16 protein-coding genes, 1 tRNA gene and 1 pseudogene are annotated in these 18,024 nt (G+C 48.9%); 12 read left to right on the top strand and 6 right to left on the bottom strand.

Features of this window, described 5'->3' with window-relative positions:
• Positions 1-21: 21 nt before the first annotated feature.
• The 4 genes from mutY (at position 22) to FDX04_RS13950 (ending at position 4,010) form a co-directional block, all read left to right on the top strand.
• Complete coding sequence (gene mutY, locus FDX04_RS13965) at positions 22-1,074, top strand: A/G-specific adenine glycosylase (protein WP_137360732.1); 1,053 nt, start codon at positions 22-24, stop codon at positions 1,072-1,074.
• Positions 1,075-1,101: 27 nt separating this feature from the next.
• On the top strand, positions 1,102-1,371 hold the full coding sequence (locus FDX04_RS13960) for an oxidative damage protection protein (RefSeq protein WP_003027126.1): 270 nt from the start codon (positions 1,102-1,104) through the stop codon (positions 1,369-1,371).
• An 86-nt stretch (positions 1,372-1,457) separates the two neighbouring features.
• Positions 1,458-2,543 carry a membrane-bound lytic murein transglycosylase MltC gene (gene mltC / locus FDX04_RS13955; RefSeq protein WP_094301040.1) on the top strand — a complete coding sequence of 362 codons (1,086 nt, stop codon included), beginning with the start codon at positions 1,458-1,460 and terminating at the stop codon, positions 2,541-2,543.
• A 210-nt stretch (positions 2,544-2,753) separates the two neighbouring features.
• Positions 2,754-4,010, top strand: a complete 1,257-nt coding sequence (locus FDX04_RS13950; RefSeq protein WP_137360733.1) for a nucleoside permease — start codon at positions 2,754-2,756, stop codon at positions 4,008-4,010.
• Positions 4,011-4,067: 57 nt separating this feature from the next.
• On the opposite strand, the gene FDX04_RS13945 is transcribed toward FDX04_RS13950, so the two are convergent.
• Positions 4,068-6,203: an ornithine decarboxylase gene (locus FDX04_RS13945; RefSeq protein WP_137360734.1), complete on the bottom strand. Its 2,136-nt coding sequence runs from the start codon at positions 6,201-6,203 to the stop codon at positions 4,068-4,070.
• Positions 6,204-6,670: 467 nt separating this feature from the next.
• On the opposite strand from FDX04_RS13945, the gene FDX04_RS13935 reads away from it, so the two are divergent.
• The 3 genes and pseudogenes from FDX04_RS13935 (at position 6,671) to FDX04_RS13925 (ending at position 8,979) form a co-directional block, all read left to right on the top strand.
• Positions 6,671-7,378, top strand: coding sequence for a DUF554 domain-containing protein (locus FDX04_RS13935; RefSeq protein WP_137360736.1), 708 nt, complete (start codon positions 6,671-6,673; stop codon positions 7,376-7,378).
• A 105-nt stretch (positions 7,379-7,483) separates the two neighbouring features.
• Positions 7,484-7,559 (top strand) — tRNA-Phe (locus tag FDX04_RS13930).
• Between the two features lie 164 nt (positions 7,560-7,723).
• Positions 7,724-8,979, top strand: a pseudogene (locus tag FDX04_RS13925) (tyrosine-type recombinase/integrase).
• Between the two features lie 224 nt (positions 8,980-9,203).
• On the opposite strand, the gene FDX04_RS13920 reads toward FDX04_RS13925, so the two are convergent.
• On the bottom strand, positions 9,204-10,088 hold the full coding sequence (locus FDX04_RS13920) for an integrase domain-containing protein (RefSeq protein ID WP_137371087.1): 885 nt from the start codon (positions 10,086-10,088) through the stop codon (positions 9,204-9,206).
• A 445-nt stretch (positions 10,089-10,533) separates the two neighbouring features.
• On the opposite strand from FDX04_RS13920, the gene FDX04_RS24205 reads away from it, so the two are divergent.
• A complete protein-coding gene (locus tag FDX04_RS24205) occupies positions 10,534-10,674 on the top strand; it encodes a hypothetical protein (protein WP_170975164.1) in 141 nt (46 codons plus the stop codon).
• Positions 10,675-11,033: 359 nt separating this feature from the next.
• On the opposite strand, the gene FDX04_RS13910 is transcribed toward FDX04_RS24205, so the two are convergent.
• Complete coding sequence (locus FDX04_RS13910) at positions 11,034-11,249, bottom strand: helix-turn-helix transcriptional regulator (RefSeq protein ID WP_065356620.1); 216 nt, start codon at positions 11,247-11,249, stop codon at positions 11,034-11,036.
• Positions 11,246-11,707 (bottom strand): hypothetical protein, encoded by a 462-nt coding sequence (locus FDX04_RS13905; RefSeq protein WP_137361728.1) that lies wholly within the window; start codon positions 11,705-11,707, stop codon positions 11,246-11,248. The genes FDX04_RS13910 and FDX04_RS13905 overlap by 4 nt, the downstream gene beginning before the upstream one ends.
• A 382-nt stretch (positions 11,708-12,089) precedes the next feature.
• Between FDX04_RS13905 and FDX04_RS13900 the strand changes: the two genes are divergently transcribed.
• Together FDX04_RS13900 and FDX04_RS13895 are read left to right on the top strand one after the other, a co-directional pair.
• Complete coding sequence (locus FDX04_RS13900; RefSeq protein ID WP_065356618.1) at positions 12,090-12,635, top strand: hypothetical protein; 546 nt, start codon at positions 12,090-12,092, stop codon at positions 12,633-12,635.
• A 12-nt stretch (positions 12,636-12,647) separates the two neighbouring features.
• On the top strand, positions 12,648-12,917 hold the full coding sequence (locus FDX04_RS13895) for a hypothetical protein (RefSeq protein ID WP_065356617.1): 270 nt from the start codon (positions 12,648-12,650) through the stop codon (positions 12,915-12,917).
• A 129-nt stretch (positions 12,918-13,046) separates the two neighbouring features.
• On the opposite strand, the gene FDX04_RS13890 is transcribed toward FDX04_RS13895, so the two are convergent.
• Together FDX04_RS13890 and FDX04_RS13885 are read right to left on the bottom strand one after the other, a co-directional pair.
• Positions 13,047-15,269, bottom strand: a complete 2,223-nt coding sequence (locus FDX04_RS13890) for a S8 family peptidase (RefSeq protein ID WP_065356616.1) — start codon at positions 15,267-15,269, stop codon at positions 13,047-13,049.
• Positions 15,270-15,299: 30 nt separating this feature from the next.
• On the bottom strand, positions 15,300-16,421 hold the full coding sequence (locus tag FDX04_RS13885) for an AAA family ATPase (RefSeq protein WP_065356680.1): 1,122 nt from the start codon (positions 16,419-16,421) through the stop codon (positions 15,300-15,302).
• Positions 16,422-16,940: 519 nt separating this feature from the next.
• Between FDX04_RS13885 and FDX04_RS13880 the strand changes: the two genes are divergently transcribed.
• Complete coding sequence (locus FDX04_RS13880) at positions 16,941-17,654, top strand: DUF5710 domain-containing protein (protein ID WP_137361727.1); 714 nt, start codon at positions 16,941-16,943, stop codon at positions 17,652-17,654.
• A 177-nt stretch (positions 17,655-17,831) separates the two neighbouring features.
• Positions 17,832-18,024 (top strand): hypothetical protein (locus FDX04_RS24325; protein WP_137371086.1); only part of this gene is annotated, 193 nt, incomplete at its 3' end.

Below are 18,024 nucleotides of genomic sequence, written 5' to 3'. Positions count from 1 at the left end.
GGCAATAATGAAACGGTAATCATGCAAGCCTCTCAATTTTCAGCTCAGGTTTTGAGCTGGTACGACAAATACGGGCGCAAGACGCTGCCCTGGCAAATTGACAAGACGCCTTACAAAGTATGGCTCTCTGAGGTGATGCTGCAACAAACTCAGGTTGCCACTGTTATCCCCTATTTTGAGCGCTTTATGACGCGCTTCCCGACGGTAACGGATTTGGCCCATGCGCCGCTGGATGAAGTCCTGCATTTATGGACCGGGCTGGGCTATTACGCCCGTGCGCGTAATTTACATAAAGCCGCGCAGCAGGTTGTGTCGCTGCATGGCGGTACTTTTCCGCAAACCTTTGATGAGGTAGCCGCCCTACCAGGTGTTGGGCGTTCCACCGCAGGCGCGATCCTTTCACTCTCTCTGGGTCAGCATTTTCCGATTCTCGACGGTAACGTCAAACGCGTGCTGGCTCGCTGTTATGCTGTAAGCGGCTGGCCGGGGAAAAAAGAGGTCGAAAAAAGACTGTGGGAGCTGAGCGAGCAGGTTACGCCTGCCCACGGCGTTGAGCGGTTTAACCAGGCGATGATGGATTTAGGCGCTATGGTTTGTACACGTTCAAAGCCTAAATGTTCGCTATGTCCGCTAGAGAATGGCTGTGTAGCGGCCGCCAATGCAAGCTGGGCGCTGTATCCTGGTAAAAAACCCAAACAGACGTTACCGGAACGTACGGGCTATTTTTTACTGCTGCAGCATGATGACGAAGTGCTGCTCGCGCAGCGACCGCCCAGCGGCTTATGGGGTGGTTTATACTGTTTTCCGCAGTTTGACGACGAAGATGGACTGCGCAACTGGCTGGCGCAACGACAAATTAACGCAGATAATCTGACCCAACTTAATGCGTTTCGCCATACCTTTAGCCATTTCCACTTAGATATTGTGCCTATGTGGCTTCCCGTGTCTTCATTCAGTTCATGCATGGATGAAGGCAATGCGCTCTGGTATAACTTAGCGCAACCGCCATCTGTTGGACTGGCGGCTCCCGTGGAGCGTTTGTTACAGCAATTACATGCCGGTACACAGGTTTAACGTAGCGGTCGATAGAGAGGATTTTTTATGAGCAGAACGATTTTTTGCACTTTCCTGCAACGCGAAGCAGAAGGCCAGGATTTTCAGCTGTACCCGGGCGATCTGGGAAAACGCATTTATAACGAGATTTCTAAAGAAGCATGGGCGCAATGGCAGCATAAACAGACCATGCTGATTAACGAGAAAAAACTCAATATGATGAACGTCGAACACCGTAAGTTACTGGAACAGGAGATGATTAACTTCCTGTTTGAAGGTAAGGATGTGCATATTGAAGGCTATACGCCAGAGTCATAAGAACCGTTGCCGGATGGCGCTGCGCTGATCCGGCCGACGATTTAATCTGGTCCTTGCAAATAACAAACACAACACGCACTCCCGGAATGATGAAAAAATTTCTCGCGCTTGCCGTTATTGCGCCGTTGCTCATCTCCTGTTCCAGCTCGACCAAAAAAGGCGATTCCTATAACGAAGCCTGGGTCAAGGATACCAACGGTTTTGACATTCTGATGGGGCAATTTGCCCATAACATTGAGAATCTGTGGGGATTTAAGGAAGTGCTGATTGCGGGTCCGAAGGATTACGTAAAGTATACCGATCAGTACCAAACCCGCAGCCACATCAACTTTGATGACGGTACGATAACCGTCGAGACCATTGCCGGGACAGATCCTGCCGGGCATCTGCGTCGGGCAATTATCAAGACGTTGCTGATGGGCGATGATCCGGGTTCTATCGATCTCTATTCTGATGTCGACGACATTAAGATTTCCAAAGAGCCGTTCCTGTACGGACAGGTGGTCGATAATACCGGCCAGCCAATTCGTTGGGAGGGACGTGCAACCAACTTTGCCAACTACCTGCTGCAAACACGACTTAAAAGCCGCAGCAATGGTCTGCGTATCATTTATAGCGTAACGATCAATCTGGTACCAAACCACCTTGATAAGCGCGCGCATAAATACATCGGCATGGTGCGTCAGGCATCGCGTAAGTATGGCGTCGACGAGTCGCTGATTCTGGCCATCATGCAAACCGAATCCTCGTTTAACCCGTATGCGGTCAGCCATGCCGATGCGCTGGGACTGATGCAGGTGGTACAGCACAGTGCCGGTAAAGATGTGTTCCGCTCGCAAGGGCGCTCAGGCACACCTAGCCGCAGTTTCCTGTTTGACCCGGCCAGCAACATTGATACCGGCACGGCTTATCTGGCCATGCTCAACAATGTCTATTTGGGCGGTATTGATAATCCAACCTCGCGTCGCTATGCGGTGATCACCGCGTATAACGGCGGTGCTGGCAGCGTGCTGCGCGTGTTCTCGAATGATAAAATTCAGGCCGCGAATATCATTAACAGCATGTCCCCGGGAGACGTTTATCAAACTCTGACCACCCGACACCCATCAGCTGAATCACGCCGATACCTTTACAAGGTCAATTCCGCACAAAAATCATATCGACGTCGCTAATGTATCCCTCTTCTGCCCCCTAAAACGGGGGCCAGAAGAGCCAAAAGTGTTAACCACATCACTCTTTTGCCTTGCAATTAGAAATTGTTTGCAAATATTTGTCACAGGTAACAAAAAAAGAGTGCTTCTCATTGATAGAATCACATCATATAGCCACGGCAAATGTGCCTTTTAAAACATTCATCCGCATTACGGTGTGAGGAAATTAACATGAATCTTAAGCTGCAGCTGAAAGTTCTCTCGTTTCTGCAGTTCTGCTTATGGGGTAGTTGGCTGACTACTCTCGGCTCCTATATGTTTGTCACCCTTAAATTCGATGGTGCATCCATTGGCGCGGTGTATAGCTCGCTGGGGATCGCCGCCGTGTTTATGCCGACGCTGTTAGGGATCGTGGCCGACAAATGGATCAGTGCGAAGTGGGTTTACGCCCTTTGCCATCTGGTCGGCGCAGGGACGCTGTTCGCCGCAGCCGAAGTCACCACGCCAGGCGCCATGTTCTTTGTGATCTTGCTTAACTCTCTCGCCTATATGCCAACGCTGGGGTTAATTAACACCATCTCCTACTATCGCCTGCAATCAGCCGGAATGGATATCGTAACTGACTTCCCGCCAATCCGTATCTGGGGCACCATCGGCTTTATTCTGGCAATGTGGGCAGTAAGCTTCTCCGGCTTTGAACTGAGCCATATGCAGTTGTATATCGGTGCGACATTGTCCCTGATATTGGTACTGTTCACCCTGACGCTGCCGCATATTCCGGTCGCCAATCAGCAGAAAAACCAGAGCTGGTCGTCTATGCTGGGTCTGGATGCCTTTGCGCTGTTTAAAAACAAGCGCATGGCGATTTTCTTCATCTTCTCAATGATGCTGGGCGCGGAGCTGCAGATTACCAATATGTTTGGTAATACCTTCCTGCACAGCTTCGACAACAACCCGCTGTTCTCTGGTAGCTTTATCGTTGAACACGCATCGGTGATGATGTCGATTTCACAGATTTCTGAGACCCTGTTTATCCTGACCATCCCGTTCTTCTTAAGCCGTTACGGTATTAAGAACGTGATGCTGATCAGTATCGTCGCGTGGATGCTGCGCTTCGGTCTGTTTGCCTACGGCGATCCGACGCCGTTCGGTACCGTACTGCTGGTTCTGTCGATGATTGTTTACGGCTGCGCCTTCGACTTCTTCAACATCTCTGGCTCCGTGTTCGTGGAGAAAGAAGTTCGCCCTGAAATTCGTGCCAGCGCACAGGGTATGTTCCTGATGATGACCAACGGCTTCGGTTGTATTCTGGGCGGTCTGGTGAGCGGCAAAGTGGTTGAACACTACACGCTGAACGGTATTACCGACTGGCAGACCGTGTGGCTGATCTTCGCAGGTTACTCGCTGGTTCTGGCATTTGCCTTCGTTGCGCTGTTTAAATACAAACACGTTCGCACTCCGACAGGCGCCCAGACTATCGCGCACTAATCTTTATTGATGAAAGAAGGTCACCAGATGGTGACCTTCTTTTTGTCCAGCTGGCGCTTACTTCACAACATATCCATACAGACGCTTAATACCGTCTGCATCCGTCTCACTGTAAACACCTTGCAGCTCCGGCGAGAAGCCAGGCAGCAGGTTTACCCCCTCTTCCAGCGCCAGGAAGTATTGTTGCACCGCCCCTCCCCACACTTCGCCTGGCACCACGCACAGCACGCCCGGAGGATAAGGCAGCGCACCTTCCGCCGCAATGCGGCCAGCGGCATCACAAATACGCACCAGTTCAACATCACCACGAATAAAAGCGCTGTTGGCATCCTGCGGATTCATCGCCACGGCAGGCAGACTCTCCTGGCGGAACATCGCTTTTTGCAGATCTTTCACATCAAAGCTGACGTACAGTGAGTGCATCTCCTGGCACAGTTCACGCAGCGTGTAATCCCGGTAGCGCACCGGATACTTGTTGAAGATAGTTGGCAGCACTTCAGCCAGCGGCGTGTCGTTCTCAATGTGCTGTTCAAACTGCGCCAGCATCGCCACCAGTTGCGCCATTTTCTCTGCACTTTCAGCCGGGGTCAGCAGGAACAGAATCGAGTTGAGATCGCATTTCTCCGGCACAATGCCGTTTTCACGTAGGTAATGGGCCAGAATCGTCGCCGGAATACCAAACTCAGTATATTGCCCGGTTTGCGCATCAATGCCCGGGGTGGTTAACAACAGTTTGCAGGGATCGACAAAATACTGGTCGCGCGCGTAACCGGAAAAACCATGCCACTTCGCACCAGGCTCAAAGCTAAAGAAACGACGCTCGCTGGCAATTACCGCCGTGGGATAGGTTTCCCACGGTTTGCCATCAACCAACGGGGGAATAAACGGCTGAATCATCTTACAGCGGGTAAGTATCGCTTTACGGGCCTCGATTCCCAACGCCACGCATTCCGCCCATAGCCGACGACCGCTCTCGCCTTCATGGATTTTGGCGTTCACATCCAGCGCCGCAAACAGCGGGTAAAACGGGCTGGTGGAAGCATGCAGCATAAACGCGTTGTTCAGCCGCTTATGCGGGCAGAACCGCGCCTGGCCGCGAATGTGGTTATCCTTTTTGTGGATCTGCGAGGTTTGCGAGAACCCGGCCTGTTGTTTGTGTACTGACTGCGTCACAAAGATCCCCGGATCGTTAGCATTAAGCTCCAACAGCAACGGTGAGCCATCGGCCATCATCGGGATAAATTGCTCGTAGCCGACCCATGCAGAATCAAACAGGATGTAATCACACAGGCTACCGATCTTGTCGATCACCTGCCGGGCGTTGTAGATCGTGCCGTCATAAGTACCGAGTTGAATGATAGCCAAACGGAACGGACGCGGCTGGTCAGCCTTTTGTGGCGCAACTTCACGGATCTGCTGACGCAGGTACTGCTCATCAAAGCAGTGCTCATCAATGCCGCCGATAAAGCCAAACGGATTACGCGCCGCTTCCAGATAAACTGGCGTGGCGCCCGCCTGGATTAGCGCGCCGTGGTGGTTCGACTTATGGTTATTACGGTCAAAAAGCACCAGATCCCCACGCGTCAGTAGCGCATTGGTGACCACTTTATTGGCCGCAGAGGTTCCGTTCAGCACAAAGTAGGTTTTATCCGCGTGGAAAACTTTCGCGGCAAATTTCTGCGCATGTTTCGCTGACCCTTCATGAATCAGCAGATCGCCAAGCTTAACGTCAGCGTTGCACATGTCCGCGCGAAACAGATTCTCACCAAAGAACTCGTAGAAATGCCGCCCCGCTGGATGCTTCTTAAAAAACTCACCGTGTTGGTGCCCCGGGCAGGCAAACGTGCTGTTTCCCATTTCGACATACTGGGTCAGTGTGTCGTAGAACGGCGGCAGTAGGTCGTCTTCATACTGACAGGCAGCAGACTCCAGTTCCAGCCACTCCTGAGCCTGACCGCGAATGACCGCATTGACTCCCGCTGGCACCTCCACATCGGACTCCGTGAACAGAAACACGGGTAAATGAAAACCTGTGCGTTTAAGCAAAGCAAGGATCCCGCTGCGACTGTCCGCAACGGTAATGACGACTGCCGCAACGTCAGTAAAATCGGTACTGTCCAGCGAGACCACCTGACGATGGCTGGACAGACGAGACACCAGTTCACCACTGGCGGCAATTTTCATTGATTTCATAAGCGCAATAACCCGTTTCGGGAAAACCAAAAGTTCCGGCAAAGCCGCATTGCTTTGCCCACGAAATGACAGGTCAAACTGGTTACCAGCCCCGACCGCCAGACATCAGTAAAAGCAGATAGCCTCTGATCTTACTGTTATCCTGCAGTGAGCGTGCGCTGACCTCACCGCATGGTGGAAGCGGGAAGATATGTTGCAGGAAGGGGCAAGCGTCGCGCAAAAAGGCGATATTGAAGGCGATGTAGGAGGGGTAATTTCATCCCAGGCAGCCCCATTCAGACAGGAGAAAATTCGCGCAATCATGGCACCTTTCACTTACAGGCGCAAGATAAAATCCGGCGCTAAAACCTCACAGATAAACAAACATTTTGTCTGAAATTAGCGGCATAATAATGCAATCTGAAACATAATTTCACCCAGTCAATTGCCTTTAGTATCAAGACGATAATGGGTATGCAGGAGCAAACGTGGTAATCGGACCCTTTATTAATGGCGGCGCCATTTTATTTGGCGGCGTTCTCGGCGCACTACTCAGCCAGCATTTACCGGAGCGCATTCGGGTCTCGATGACCTCCATATTCGGGTTGTGCTCTTTGGGAATTGGTATCTTGCTGGTTATCAAATGCGCCAACCTGCCGGTAATGGTTCTGGCTACGCTGGTTGGTGCATTAATTGGCGAGTTCTGTCATCTGGAGAAAGGGATCAATACCGCAGTTGCCAAAGCGCAGCAGCTTTTCACCCGGTCAGATGCCAACACCACGCACGAATCCTTCATCCAGAGCTATGTGGCCATCATCGTGCTATTTTGCGCCAGTGGTACTGGGATCTTCGGGGCGATACATGAAGGCATGACCGGCGATCCAAATATTTTAATCGCGAAGTCGTTTCTTGATTTCTTCACGGCCATCATCTTCGCCTGTTCGCTGGGGATTGCGGTATCTGCCATTTGCGTGCCGATGCTGGCAATTCAGTTAACGCTTGCCACCTGTGCGGCACTGATTTTACCCCTGACGACGCCAGCTATGATGGCCGATTTCAGCGCCGTAGGTGGACTGCTGTTGTTGGCAACCGGTTTACGTATTTGTGGAATCAAAATGTTTGCGGTTGTGAATATGCTTCCTGCCCTGCTGCTGGCAATGCCGCTTTCCGCCGCGTGGACGGCGTTTTTTGCCTGAGAATGCGTGCAATAGCAGCAATGTGATGATAGATTGTGCAGTCTGCATTGATTTGAAGAAATTTCGTTGACGAAGCGAAGTGAATCAGGTTTAATGCGCCTCGTTGCCCGGATAGCTCAGTCGGTAGAGCAGGGGATTGAAAATCCCCGTGTCCTTGGTTCGATTCCGAGTCCGGGCACCAAAATTTAGTTTCATGGCGTTCTTATAAGTCCTGAAACGTTAGAAAATCAGTAAGTTAAAGAAACCTGATGGTACTGAAAAGTTCCGTCAGGTTTTTTGACATCCAGAGTTTTTGGGGGCTTAATTGGGGGCCTGTTGGTTCGATAAACTCTGGAGCCCCCTGCCATGCCACTCACCGATACCGCCATCCGCAATGCAAAGCCTATTGATAAACCTTACAAGCTCAGCGACGCGCAGGGTCTTTACCTGCTGATTAAACCCAACGGCTCTAAGCTCTGGCAGCTCAAGTACCGCTTTGGCGGCAAGGAGAAGAAGCTGGCGTTTGGCGCTTACCCGACCGTTACGCTGGCGAATGCGCGTAAGCTGCGTGAAGAGGCTCGCACCGTACTCAGCGCAGGCGACGATCCGGGGGTGAAAAAGCAGCAGGAAAAGCAGGCGAAGAAAAGCGGTAATACATTTGAAGAAATCGCCCGTAAATGGGTGGCAGGCAATATCCGCTGGACTGAGGCACACGCCGCCAAAGCCCTGCGCTCACTGGAGCTGCACGTATTCCCGCTGATTGGCAAAATCCCCGTTGCCGACCTGAAAACCGCCGATCTGCTGATCCCGCTGCGGGTGGCGGAGAGAAAGGGCAATCTGGAGACCGCCGCACGGATCCAACAGCGCACCACGGCGATCATGCGCTATGCAGTGCAGGAGAGCCTGATCGCCAGCAACCCGGCTAACGATCTGACTGGCGCCATCGCGCCGCCGCCGAAAAACCACTACCCCGCCCTGCCGCTGGAGAAAATGCCGGAGTTACTGGAGCGCTTCGAGAGCTATTCCGGCAGGCTGTTAACCCGTCTGGCGGTACAGCTTAACCTGCTGATCTTTATTCGCTCCAGCGAACTGCGCTTTGCCCGCTGGGCGGAGATCGATCTGGATGGCGCAATGTGGACTATCCCCGCTGAGCGTGAGCCTATTCCGGGTGTGCGCTATTCAGAACGCGGCGCAAAGATGAAAACGCCGCATCTGGTGCCGCTGTCAAAACAGGCGGTGACGGTGCTGAAACAGCTAAAGCTGCTGTCCGGCAACAGTGAATTGCTGTTTCCCGGTGACCACGATCCGCGTAAACCGATGAGCGAAAACACCATCAACAAGGCGCTGCGGGTGATGGGCTATGACACAAAGGTGGACGTGTGCGGTCACGGCTTCCGCACGATGGCCTGTAGCGCGCTGATTGAGTCCGGGCGCTGGTCGAAAGATGCGGTTGAGCGGCAGATGAGCCATCAGGAACGTAACAACGTTCGCGCCGCGTATATCCACAAGGCAGAGCACCTCGACGAACGCAGATGATGCAGTGGTGGTCGGACTATCTCGACGCCTGTCGGCAGAAGTTTGTTGCGCCATATCGGTATGACAGGCAGGTTCAGGTGACCTGAGCCATTCAGCGAGTCACTCAGGAAAGCAGATCTCAGCGGATCTGCTTTTTTATTTGCGCCAGCCCCAAATCCATTGAGCTGCGCCAGATCTTCCCGGATAAACGCAGATCTTCGCCAGTTACAGCCCTTTCAGCCCTTTGGCCTTTTCCGGTCTGGCGCTGTTACCCTTAACGTTCCTTTACCCTTCGGCCTTTTGCTTTTCATGATTGCACCAGAACAGGAAATTATTCCTCTTCTTCCCGTCGCCCGTAAACCTGCACCACATACCGCCCGCGTCCGTCGCCGTGGCCTAGATCCATTGAGGTCAGCGCCAGCGCTTCTTTATCGCTAAATCCCTGTGCCAGATAGTGGCGGAGCGCGTCCTGCGCCCAGGCATAGCGCAACGAGTGTGGGGTGTAATCGCCCGTCAGGCCAGCCTTTGCAATCTCCCCTCGCCAGTAATTCATCGCTTTCTGAAGATTAGGCTGATCGATCAGCCTACCGTCACGTTGCTCTGCGACAGATAAGGCATTATCCAGCGCTTTTTTGACTGCGCCAGCATCCTGTATCACCGTCTCTCGAGGACGCTTGCCTTTGGTGCCAAATACCACGGTCAACCGGGTTTCGCCGCGTTCCAGCGCCTGTTTCCACGTTTTCAATGACTGACAGCATTGTACCGCTTCCTGCGAGCGTAGCCCCATCAGCCTCGCCAGTTCCAGCGTTACCGCCAGCCCTGCGTCTTTGTCGTGGGCGGTTTCCAGTACCTGCTGATAATACTCCGGCGTGATGGCCCGGTTGGTACCGTTGCGGAATGCGCCCGCCAGCCCCAATGATTTATTGGTCAGCCGCTCATGCTCTGCCACCTGCTTGCGTCCGGCCTGTTGCAGCACGCCACGCAGCGCAGCCATTTCGTTTTGCAGCGTCCGTTTACCGATCTCCTGCGCCAGACGCGCCTGAATATAGCATTCGATATGGCGAACCTTGATCTGCTCCACACTCTGGATCTGGATATTCAGCGAGCGTAAATGGCGGCTGAACCGCTGCACAATGTGAATACGGTCATCCACCGTTTTAAAACTGCCGCCCGCTTTTTTCGCCAGCGCCTTCATTTCACCGCCTAATTTGCCCATAGCTACCCCTTGCCGCTCAATAAAAAGCACAATCTGGCCCCGGCGTATGCTTTGTGGCTGCGCCAGAACGATACCTTCACGCCGGGGTGGCAGGTTGTTGAGGTGTAGGGAGTTTCAGACTGTACGCGGTACAGGCTGCCTGCGTGAGCAGGAAATTCTCCGGGGCGTCATGCCCCCCTCGGTATCGATCTTTTTCTCCTTTTCTGAACCGACTGCGGCCTGAAACAGGCGTGTCAGTGTGGGGGATTGAGGGCGCAGGCCAGATTTTCCGTGGCTTGCGTCGGCGTGGTGGAACGGCGTCACTTGCGCCCGCGTTGCAGGACTCAAGTGACGCCCGGTCAGGTGTCGTGCTCTGAAAGAGCCCATTCTGGTGCAGGCTTACGGCCACGCGGCAGCAAAGCCGGACGTCTTTGCAGGCCGCAGCCCGTAAAAGTTGAGGACGCTGATGTGGCAGCAAGTGGTACAGGGTTTACCGGAAAGTTTCCGGCGTAGTGCAGCATTGACCAGAGATCTGGCGCAGATAAAAAGCGCTGATAATCAGCAGGTACAGATGAGCCGGGAAATCGTCAGACTTCCGGTCGGGTAGAAACGTAGCCAACGAACTGGCACAGTTAAAGAATATATCGAGTATAACTTCGGGCCTCCGCCGCGATGTTCTGCGACCCGGTGTTTGCAGAGGTCTGCACCGGTAAAGGGATCAACCGTCCTGATAACAGGTGCTTCTTTCAGGTTGCGAAGCAAAGGGCGCTGTCAACGACAGCATAGGGCAGAAGGGAGATTACACCCGGTTTGCACGGATGAAAAGGGGAAACCTTTTTTCTGGAAATTGAGTTGTTTGTGGATTTTTTCGTCATTTTGTGAATGACGGACTGCCGCGCTTCGCTTGCCTTCTCCCGATCTTCCGCCAGCATAAGCTGACAGAAGAGAAGATCGGGAGAGTCTGTTTTAACGTGGTCTGAGATAACGGGAAGGCCAGATTTGCTCTGGCGCAATACCCAACGCTTCGGCGATCAGCCTTTCCCCTTTGGGCCAATGGCGATTAAGGGCGTTTGCCAGTGTGGAAGACGCCAGCCCTGATTTGCGGGAAACGGCCGAAAGCGACGTCCCCCGCTTTTTCAGCGCCGCGATAATGTCGGCGGAATGCCAGTCCGGTTGCATCATGCCGCCACCCTGTCAATAAACTTCACACCGTCGGCGGTACGCAGCCAGCGCGGGGCTTTCATTTCTGCCGCGAAGTAGTTGATCAGGTCATACAACAACCAACTCAGGAATTTCTCCGTTTCTGAGGAAAACCCCTGCCCCGCCAGCGTCTGCGTCAGGGCAAGGCAATAGCTACAAAGCTCTGTGCATTCAGGCCCAAACTGGGGGGAGTTTGCCGGGAGGGTATCAACGGTCAGACTTTCAACAAGATGGGGCGGGACGGGTTCTAACAGCGTGGGCTGGAGCAGTGTCAGAGCGGCGTTGAGTCTGCCGCAGAGCGCCATTTTTAACGCGATATCTTTACTTTCAATCAGGCTTTCGACGAAGTTTTCGCAGTGGCTGGCAAGGACGGTGAAGTCCGTGGCGGCATTGAAGGGAACAGCTAGTAACGGGTGTGACTGGATTGGGGTAGTAGCCATAAGTGGCAGCCTCACTGATTAGGTTTTGTAAACCTCACCAGACCGCTGCTAAACGGGGTGGTGAGACGTAACAGGGTTAGCAGACCGGCATCAGTGAAACCGGCGAGCGCGAACGCTCCCCCGTTACGCCCCACCATAATATGGGACTGTTACGGACGTAAAAAAACCGCACTACGGAAAATGGCGGCTGTCCGCACTGATTGTCAGGCTGCTAAACCCGGCACCTGAACTTGCAGGCGCTTGTAAACGATACCGCGATTAGCTCACTGCGGCAAGGCCATTTTTTTGAAGTCAGATCGCAGAAATGAACAAACCACATCAGTAAGCTTATACAAAATCATGGTATGCTCAAAAATGTATTCTGATTTTCTCAGAAAGGAAAATGGACGTGGAAAAAATCCAAAACGATATTGATACACTTTTAGTTTTTATGAACGATGATTTAGAAAACCAAGGGATGACAATTAAGCAAGCATACTTTGACTTTACCGAAGGAGCTGGTGATTTTGTTTCTTTTACCAAAAAGAACGACTGGAATAAAGATGACCTCTACAAAATTATTAGGATATGTATAACACGTTCTCTTATTATGAACGATTATGGAAATACTTTTTGCGCGATCAAAATTACAGAAGAGGGCCAGAGCAGAGCGATTTCCGTAAAGCATGGTAAAAAACGCGCCTATGAACTCGGAGCAAGTATGCAAATAGCAACACTCAACGTCAATGGTCCTGCTCAGGTTGGGAATGGAAACACTCAGAATTTCAACATGGTGTTCCACGAACTGGAGCAAAAAATTGATGCCTCAGAGGCTTCTGATGAAGAGAAAAAAGAAGCCAAAAGCCGACTCGCTAAATTACTCGAGCATCCTCTGGTTTCAGCAATTGCAGGCGGTATAGCTGGTGGTATTTCTGGCATAGCCGGATAAAGTGACAAACACATGGACGAATTAAGAAAAAATATCAGTCTGCATTGTACATTCTGTCATTCTACACAGTTCGCCATTCCCTATGACGGTTATGAACCCCATCATGGTAGCTTTGTCGTTTGTGCACAATGTGGGCGTGAAAATGATTTCACGTCTTTATTGCTCGTCGTTAAATCTAAAGGAATGGATATGGCTAAAGAGTATGCTGAAAAAGTTATTGAAGATATGAAAAAAGAGTTAATTAAATCCTTCAAAGGCAGTAAATTTATAAAAATAAAATAAACTGTTAACATCCTCTAATGATTAACACATTATTCATTTCTGGAGAACTATTTTCAATAACCATATGCAACTATTAAAAAGCCCCCAAGGGGGCTTGTCGTTAAAATAGTTTATTCTACCGCTCTGGTTTTATACATTAAGAGGCAACGATACTTGCGGTTGTAAAGGAATCAAAATCTGATTATATGCTCTTAATATTTCATTATATAAATCAGCATGTTTAGAGGCTTTAACCGTTATAATTAATGCGTACTTGATTTTCTCCGGTTTTGAAGCCATGCCACCGCAATCTCTTGCATTATAATGAATATCGAACACTGGATTTTTAAGAGAAGATCCTCGCATATTTTTACTATTATGCAAAACCGTCTCCCATTTTCCCATATCAGAACGACGCTCACTCTCCGTAGCATATTTTTTCAACTCAAAAAAGCCCTTACTATCGGCGTTTGTTTGCCCTTCTGATTTGCTTTTATCTTCATTAGGACGGAAAGAAACTTCTAAACCGGCTTTAGTATAAGATGCTGAATCTTGCGGATCTGTTGCCGAGGCATAACAGAAAGTAGCTGAGAGAGATATACTTCCATTTAACGTACCATTCGGTAATGGCAATGGAGCCCTGAGATATTTTCCGGGCTTAAGCTCCCCCTGATAAACGATTCGCGCAACACCATCAGGGCTAGTAATTATATCATTTAGATTTTCAGGTATCTTACCCCAACCTACTTCAGTAACATGATGACCATTAGTATTTGCAGCATGCACTAACAACGCTTTAATTGCCAGTGGAGACAACTCTTGCCCCATAATGGAACGAATACCAACAGCACTTCTCAAAGCATAAGGTGCAGAAAAACTGGTTCCCATTTGCGGCGTAATAACAGGAGAGCTACCTTCTGCAATCACATGGAAATATCCATCAATATCCCCGCCAAATGCTGTCAGATCGGGTTTTATTATCCCTGGACTTCTACCTGGTCCAAATGCACTGTATTCTGCACGTTGCCAGTTTTTTTCGTCTTGTGAGTTGGCGGCACCAATCGCCACGGCATTTACACAATCTGAAGGGACTTGAATTCTTGCATTGCCTGATTCTCGATCTCGTCCACCATTATTTCCTGCCGCGACAGTCATAAATGTTTCGCCATCACTTAACAAATCATCAATAACTGCCGTCCAAGCATGTACTTCAGTATCTTCAATGGGTAAGTCTGGCCCAAGGCTTAAGTTTAAGAATTGATATTGACGAGACAGCAGAACCTCTTCAATAAATCCTAATGTCCTATATAATTCAAGAGGATCTTCGTCCTCAACATTCTTATCTAATATTCGAAGATTATCGACATATGAATATGGCCTCTGAACGGCATTTTTAGGGGATATCGGACCAAATAAAAATGCCGATGTTACTGCCAGGCCATGTGCCAATCCCCCCTCGTCATCCTCTGCGTTATCATCTAAAACACGGTAAGATTTAATCCATTTATTTAAAGGGTGAACAGCGGGTAAACCGCCATCTAATATCGCAACCTTTGGTTCGGAAGATATCGGCTCAGCGATCGGCAATACACATGGTATATTTATGCTGGACACACGTTGCATAGGCCTCATTCCACGTAGTTGAGGAACAGGCCTAATGACTCTAATAAAAGAAAATTCAGATAACTTGCCCAGTTGCTCTTCAGAACATTTTACAGGAGTAAACCATAATCCGCCTGCAACAAAGGTTAATTTGGTGTATACCTCAACGTTAAGAGAGTCGGCATATTTTAAAAAAGACTGCTGAACAACATCACGACCATTATCAGGAAGAAGGTGAATACCTACCTCATAAAACCCGCCATTTTCTGTTTTGCTGCTAATGATCCTCTCTTGAGAAAGATAAGGGGTAATTTCTTCAAAACGAGCAAAATCTATTGCTTCATCCGTTCCTGATAAAAATGACTCAGCCAAATCAGGCAATGCTCTGAAAGCATTTCTTTTTCCAGCAACAAAGATTTCCGTAGTCGAACTCTCAGTTACCTGCGCTTTCTTTTTCCATTTTTCAGGCTTAATTCTTACGGTTCTACTACCCACAGACGATAACCCAGCTTCACGTAAGAAACTTACAGGGTAGTATGAACGGGCGATGAAACTAGGATTGAGTGTGAATTTTGCGATCGCAAAATCATTAGGACAAGCCATATTAGGTAATGAATCTAATGATTTTGAAGTAATCTCTATTTGAGGAATAAGCCGTTCTTGAGCCTCACGTAATGTATACACTTCTTTAGGCATCGGAGGTCGGCGAGGTCCCTTAACGTCATAGGTTAATAACTCTCCGCGACCGATTAGGAAATTATTTTTGTTCATTAATCAATCCTTTCGTCTAAGTTAAAATTATTACGCTGAGGCCAAACGTTTTCTGATGGTATCTCGGCTAACGCCAGTCAATCCAGAGACCACATGTTGTGATAATTTTTTAGTCTTTGATAATGAGACTGCCATATCTATACGTTTAGGTCGGGGCATTTGTTCTATTTTATTTTTCACAAAATCTTCAATTATCTCGGCATCCGAGGCTGTGCCCAAAGCAATACTACGCCTAATTCTATTTATTGATCTCTCGATATCGCTGAAAGACTCACCCTCGAAAATCATTGCCAGAATGTCAGCCCAAATTGCAAAAATAGCAAAATCAGCCCCCATAAATCTTTTCACTGCCTCATGAATGGCAGCTCGGTCTGGAGTTTGAAATTCCACAACCAGATCAAATCTCCGCCACAAAGCAGGATCGATCAAATCAGCATAGTTTGTTGCAGCTAAAAGCAAACCCGTCGAAGGCCATTGGTCAACTTCTTGCAGAATCACGGTGACTAAACGTTTCAACTCCCCGATATCGGCATCATCGCTTCTTCTCTTAGCAATAGCGTCAATTTCATCTAACAACAGAACACAAGGGGATTTTTTTGCAAAATCGAGTGCTGCTCGTAAGTTATTGCCACTTTTCCCCAGAAGGCTACTCATGACAGCAGTTAGATCCAAGACATAGAAAGGAACATTCAATTTTTGAGCAAGCCACTGAGCAGTCATGGTCTTACCTACACCCGGAGGACCTACAAATATTGCCGACTTCGTGGGACTCAGACCTAGCTTATTAAGCTTTTGAACATTTTTTCGTTCAAGGATTATTTGATCCAAATTATCTTCAATTGCTTGAGAGAGCATTGGTTTTTCTAAGTTTTTCTGTTCATCAAATACTTTCAGCAGATTCATTCGAGAATCTTCATCTACGGGTACTACTGGTGGCACGCCTTGCGCCGTAGAAAACTTTCGCAATGCCGGAGCCGAGCGATGAGGCTTATTACGCAAATACAGATCAAGTTGTTCGGCTAGCAGCGGTGCAGTATCACGATACTTCCGTACTAAACGAGCAACATATAGACGAACATCATCATACTGTTCAGTTAACACCAGTCGAACAAGCTGGGCTAAATCCGCTTGAATTCCACTCAATTCGTCCATCATAAAAACAACCTTTTGATTTTATTTGAAATTTTACATTAATTTAATGGGCTAAAATCATTATCTCATCTTTCAAATGTAATGAAAAGGGGACATTTACCAGTACACATGCCACTAGACTCGAAAAACTACTGTTTATATATCCAATACAATCACATATCGCTTAAACAAATTTTGAAAACGAGAACGGTATCTTTAATGTCTCACCTCACCTGAGATCATTCAGCCTGTAGCACTGGCCGCAACGCCTTACAGGCAATGATTTCGATACACCACTATAGAATATGACTGGAAGTAAAGGTTGCTGGAGAACAACAGCGAAATCGCTACGCTCTTAGAGGCATGGCCATAGGGCAAAAATTAGCTGCCTGCTGGCTACCCCCGGAGAAAATGCTTCCACATAAGCCCAAAATAACAGCTCGTTAATCGACAATACAATTCAGTTGAGTCACTTATCAATTGACTACTCTGGTCTCAGAGAACATTATTTTAGTGACAAGGAATCAGAAGGTTATGTGTATGAGCCACTTAATGCTAAACGTACCATTCAATGAGAAAGATGAAGTAAAGCGGAAAGGTGCCCGATGGAATCCGGAGCTAAAAAAATGGTATGTACCAGACGGCAAATCCAGCTTGCAATTTATTCCATGGATTCAGGAATTGAAAGATAGCACAAAATATCAATTATATAATGAATACTATTTCATTGGCGAAAACGAACGCCTGTGTTGGAAATGTGGAGAGCCAATTAGTCTCTATGCATTCTGCCTGCCTCGAGGACATAAATACCTGAATGTCGATTACCTTGATCCAGATGATGAGGCTGTAACGGAAAACTCTAATGAATGGCAGTATTACGACAGCACTCTTTTCCGTTATGAAAACGATGGCACATGTTATTCATGGTCTGAGAGCCCATGCTTTTCTGGTATATCAAACATTACTGACGTCGATTCTCGTTCACTGAGCCAGATAAGGCACTTTGCTCCCACCTGGCGTCCCGGATACAGTAAAACTGCCGGATATAGCTATTATGCTAATCATTGCCCGCACTGTGCACGATTACAGGGTGATTTTATGATTTTCAGTGAGCCCGGAGGGGCCTTCCTACCTGATTCATCCCAACAGGCAGCAAAAATCAAATTATACAAAATAGATGAACCTGTTTTTTTAAGTGGCGGTAACTGTTTTACTACCTGCGATTTTTATGAGGATATGACTCATATGCCTTAGTTGGGCTGTATTGAGCCAGATATAACCGCCACACAAACGCTGAAGTTTGTTATTGAAGATTATCCTGAACAATCATTTACTAAAAGTTAGCGTGCTCAGGAGGAAGCCCCTTCTTCTGTTGTTCATAAGTAACCCCACACATAACGAAGCCCCTATTCGCTAAAATGCCGATTTTTCGTGATAACCCTCACAAAAATAAAGCTATTTTTTATGGGGGCTTTAGTGGGGGCGCTGTTTGAGAGAAAAGCCAACAAAACCAATAACAAACAGCACTTTAATCGTGGATATGATTCCGAGTCCGGCACCACTTTTAAAGAACCCGCCCAAAAGGCGGGTTTTTGCTTGTGCACAGAAAACCCCCAGCTAGGCT

The organism is Citrobacter sp. wls615, from assembly GCF_005281355.1.
GTDB lineage: Bacteria > Pseudomonadota > Gammaproteobacteria > Enterobacterales > Enterobacteriaceae > Citrobacter > Citrobacter werkmanii.
This window is presented reverse-complemented; position numbering and strand designations above follow the sequence as displayed.

Coding starts and splice junctions, on each gene's coding strand:
- FDX04_RS13895 (WP_065356617.1), top strand. CDS start 12,648: ATGGACGAATTAAGAAAAAATATCAGTCTGCATTGTACATTCTGTCAT.
- FDX04_RS13885 (WP_065356680.1), bottom strand. CDS start 16,421: ATGGACGAATTGAGTGGAATTCAAGCGGATTTAGCCCAGCTTGTTCGA.
- FDX04_RS13945 (WP_137360734.1), bottom strand. CDS start 6,203: ATGAAATCAATGAAAATTGCCGCCAGTGGTGAACTGGTGTCTCGTCTG.
- FDX04_RS13900 (WP_065356618.1), top strand. CDS start 12,090: ATGGACGTGGAAAAAATCCAAAACGATATTGATACACTTTTAGTTTTT.
- FDX04_RS24205 (WP_170975164.1), top strand. CDS start 10,534: ATGTGGCAGCAAGTGGTACAGGGTTTACCGGAAAGTTTCCGGCGTAGT.
- FDX04_RS13880 (WP_137361727.1), top strand. CDS start 16,941: ATGAGCCACTTAATGCTAAACGTACCATTCAATGAGAAAGATGAAGTA.
- FDX04_RS13950 (WP_137360733.1), top strand. CDS start 2,754: ATGAATCTTAAGCTGCAGCTGAAAGTTCTCTCGTTTCTGCAGTTCTGC.
- FDX04_RS13905 (WP_137361728.1), bottom strand. CDS start 11,707: ATGGCTACTACCCCAATCCAGTCACACCCGTTACTAGCTGTTCCCTTC.
- mutY (WP_137360732.1), top strand. CDS start 22: ATGCAAGCCTCTCAATTTTCAGCTCAGGTTTTGAGCTGGTACGACAAA.
- mltC (WP_094301040.1), top strand. CDS start 1,458: ATGATGAAAAAATTTCTCGCGCTTGCCGTTATTGCGCCGTTGCTCATC.
- FDX04_RS13960 (WP_003027126.1), top strand. CDS start 1,102: ATGAGCAGAACGATTTTTTGCACTTTCCTGCAACGCGAAGCAGAAGGC.
- FDX04_RS13920 (WP_137371087.1), bottom strand. CDS start 10,088: ATGGGCAAATTAGGCGGTGAAATGAAGGCGCTGGCGAAAAAAGCGGGC.
- FDX04_RS13890 (WP_065356616.1), bottom strand. CDS start 15,269: ATGAACAAAAATAATTTCCTAATCGGTCGCGGAGAGTTATTAACCTAT.
- FDX04_RS13910 (WP_065356620.1), bottom strand. CDS start 11,249: ATGATGCAACCGGACTGGCATTCCGCCGACATTATCGCGGCGCTGAAA.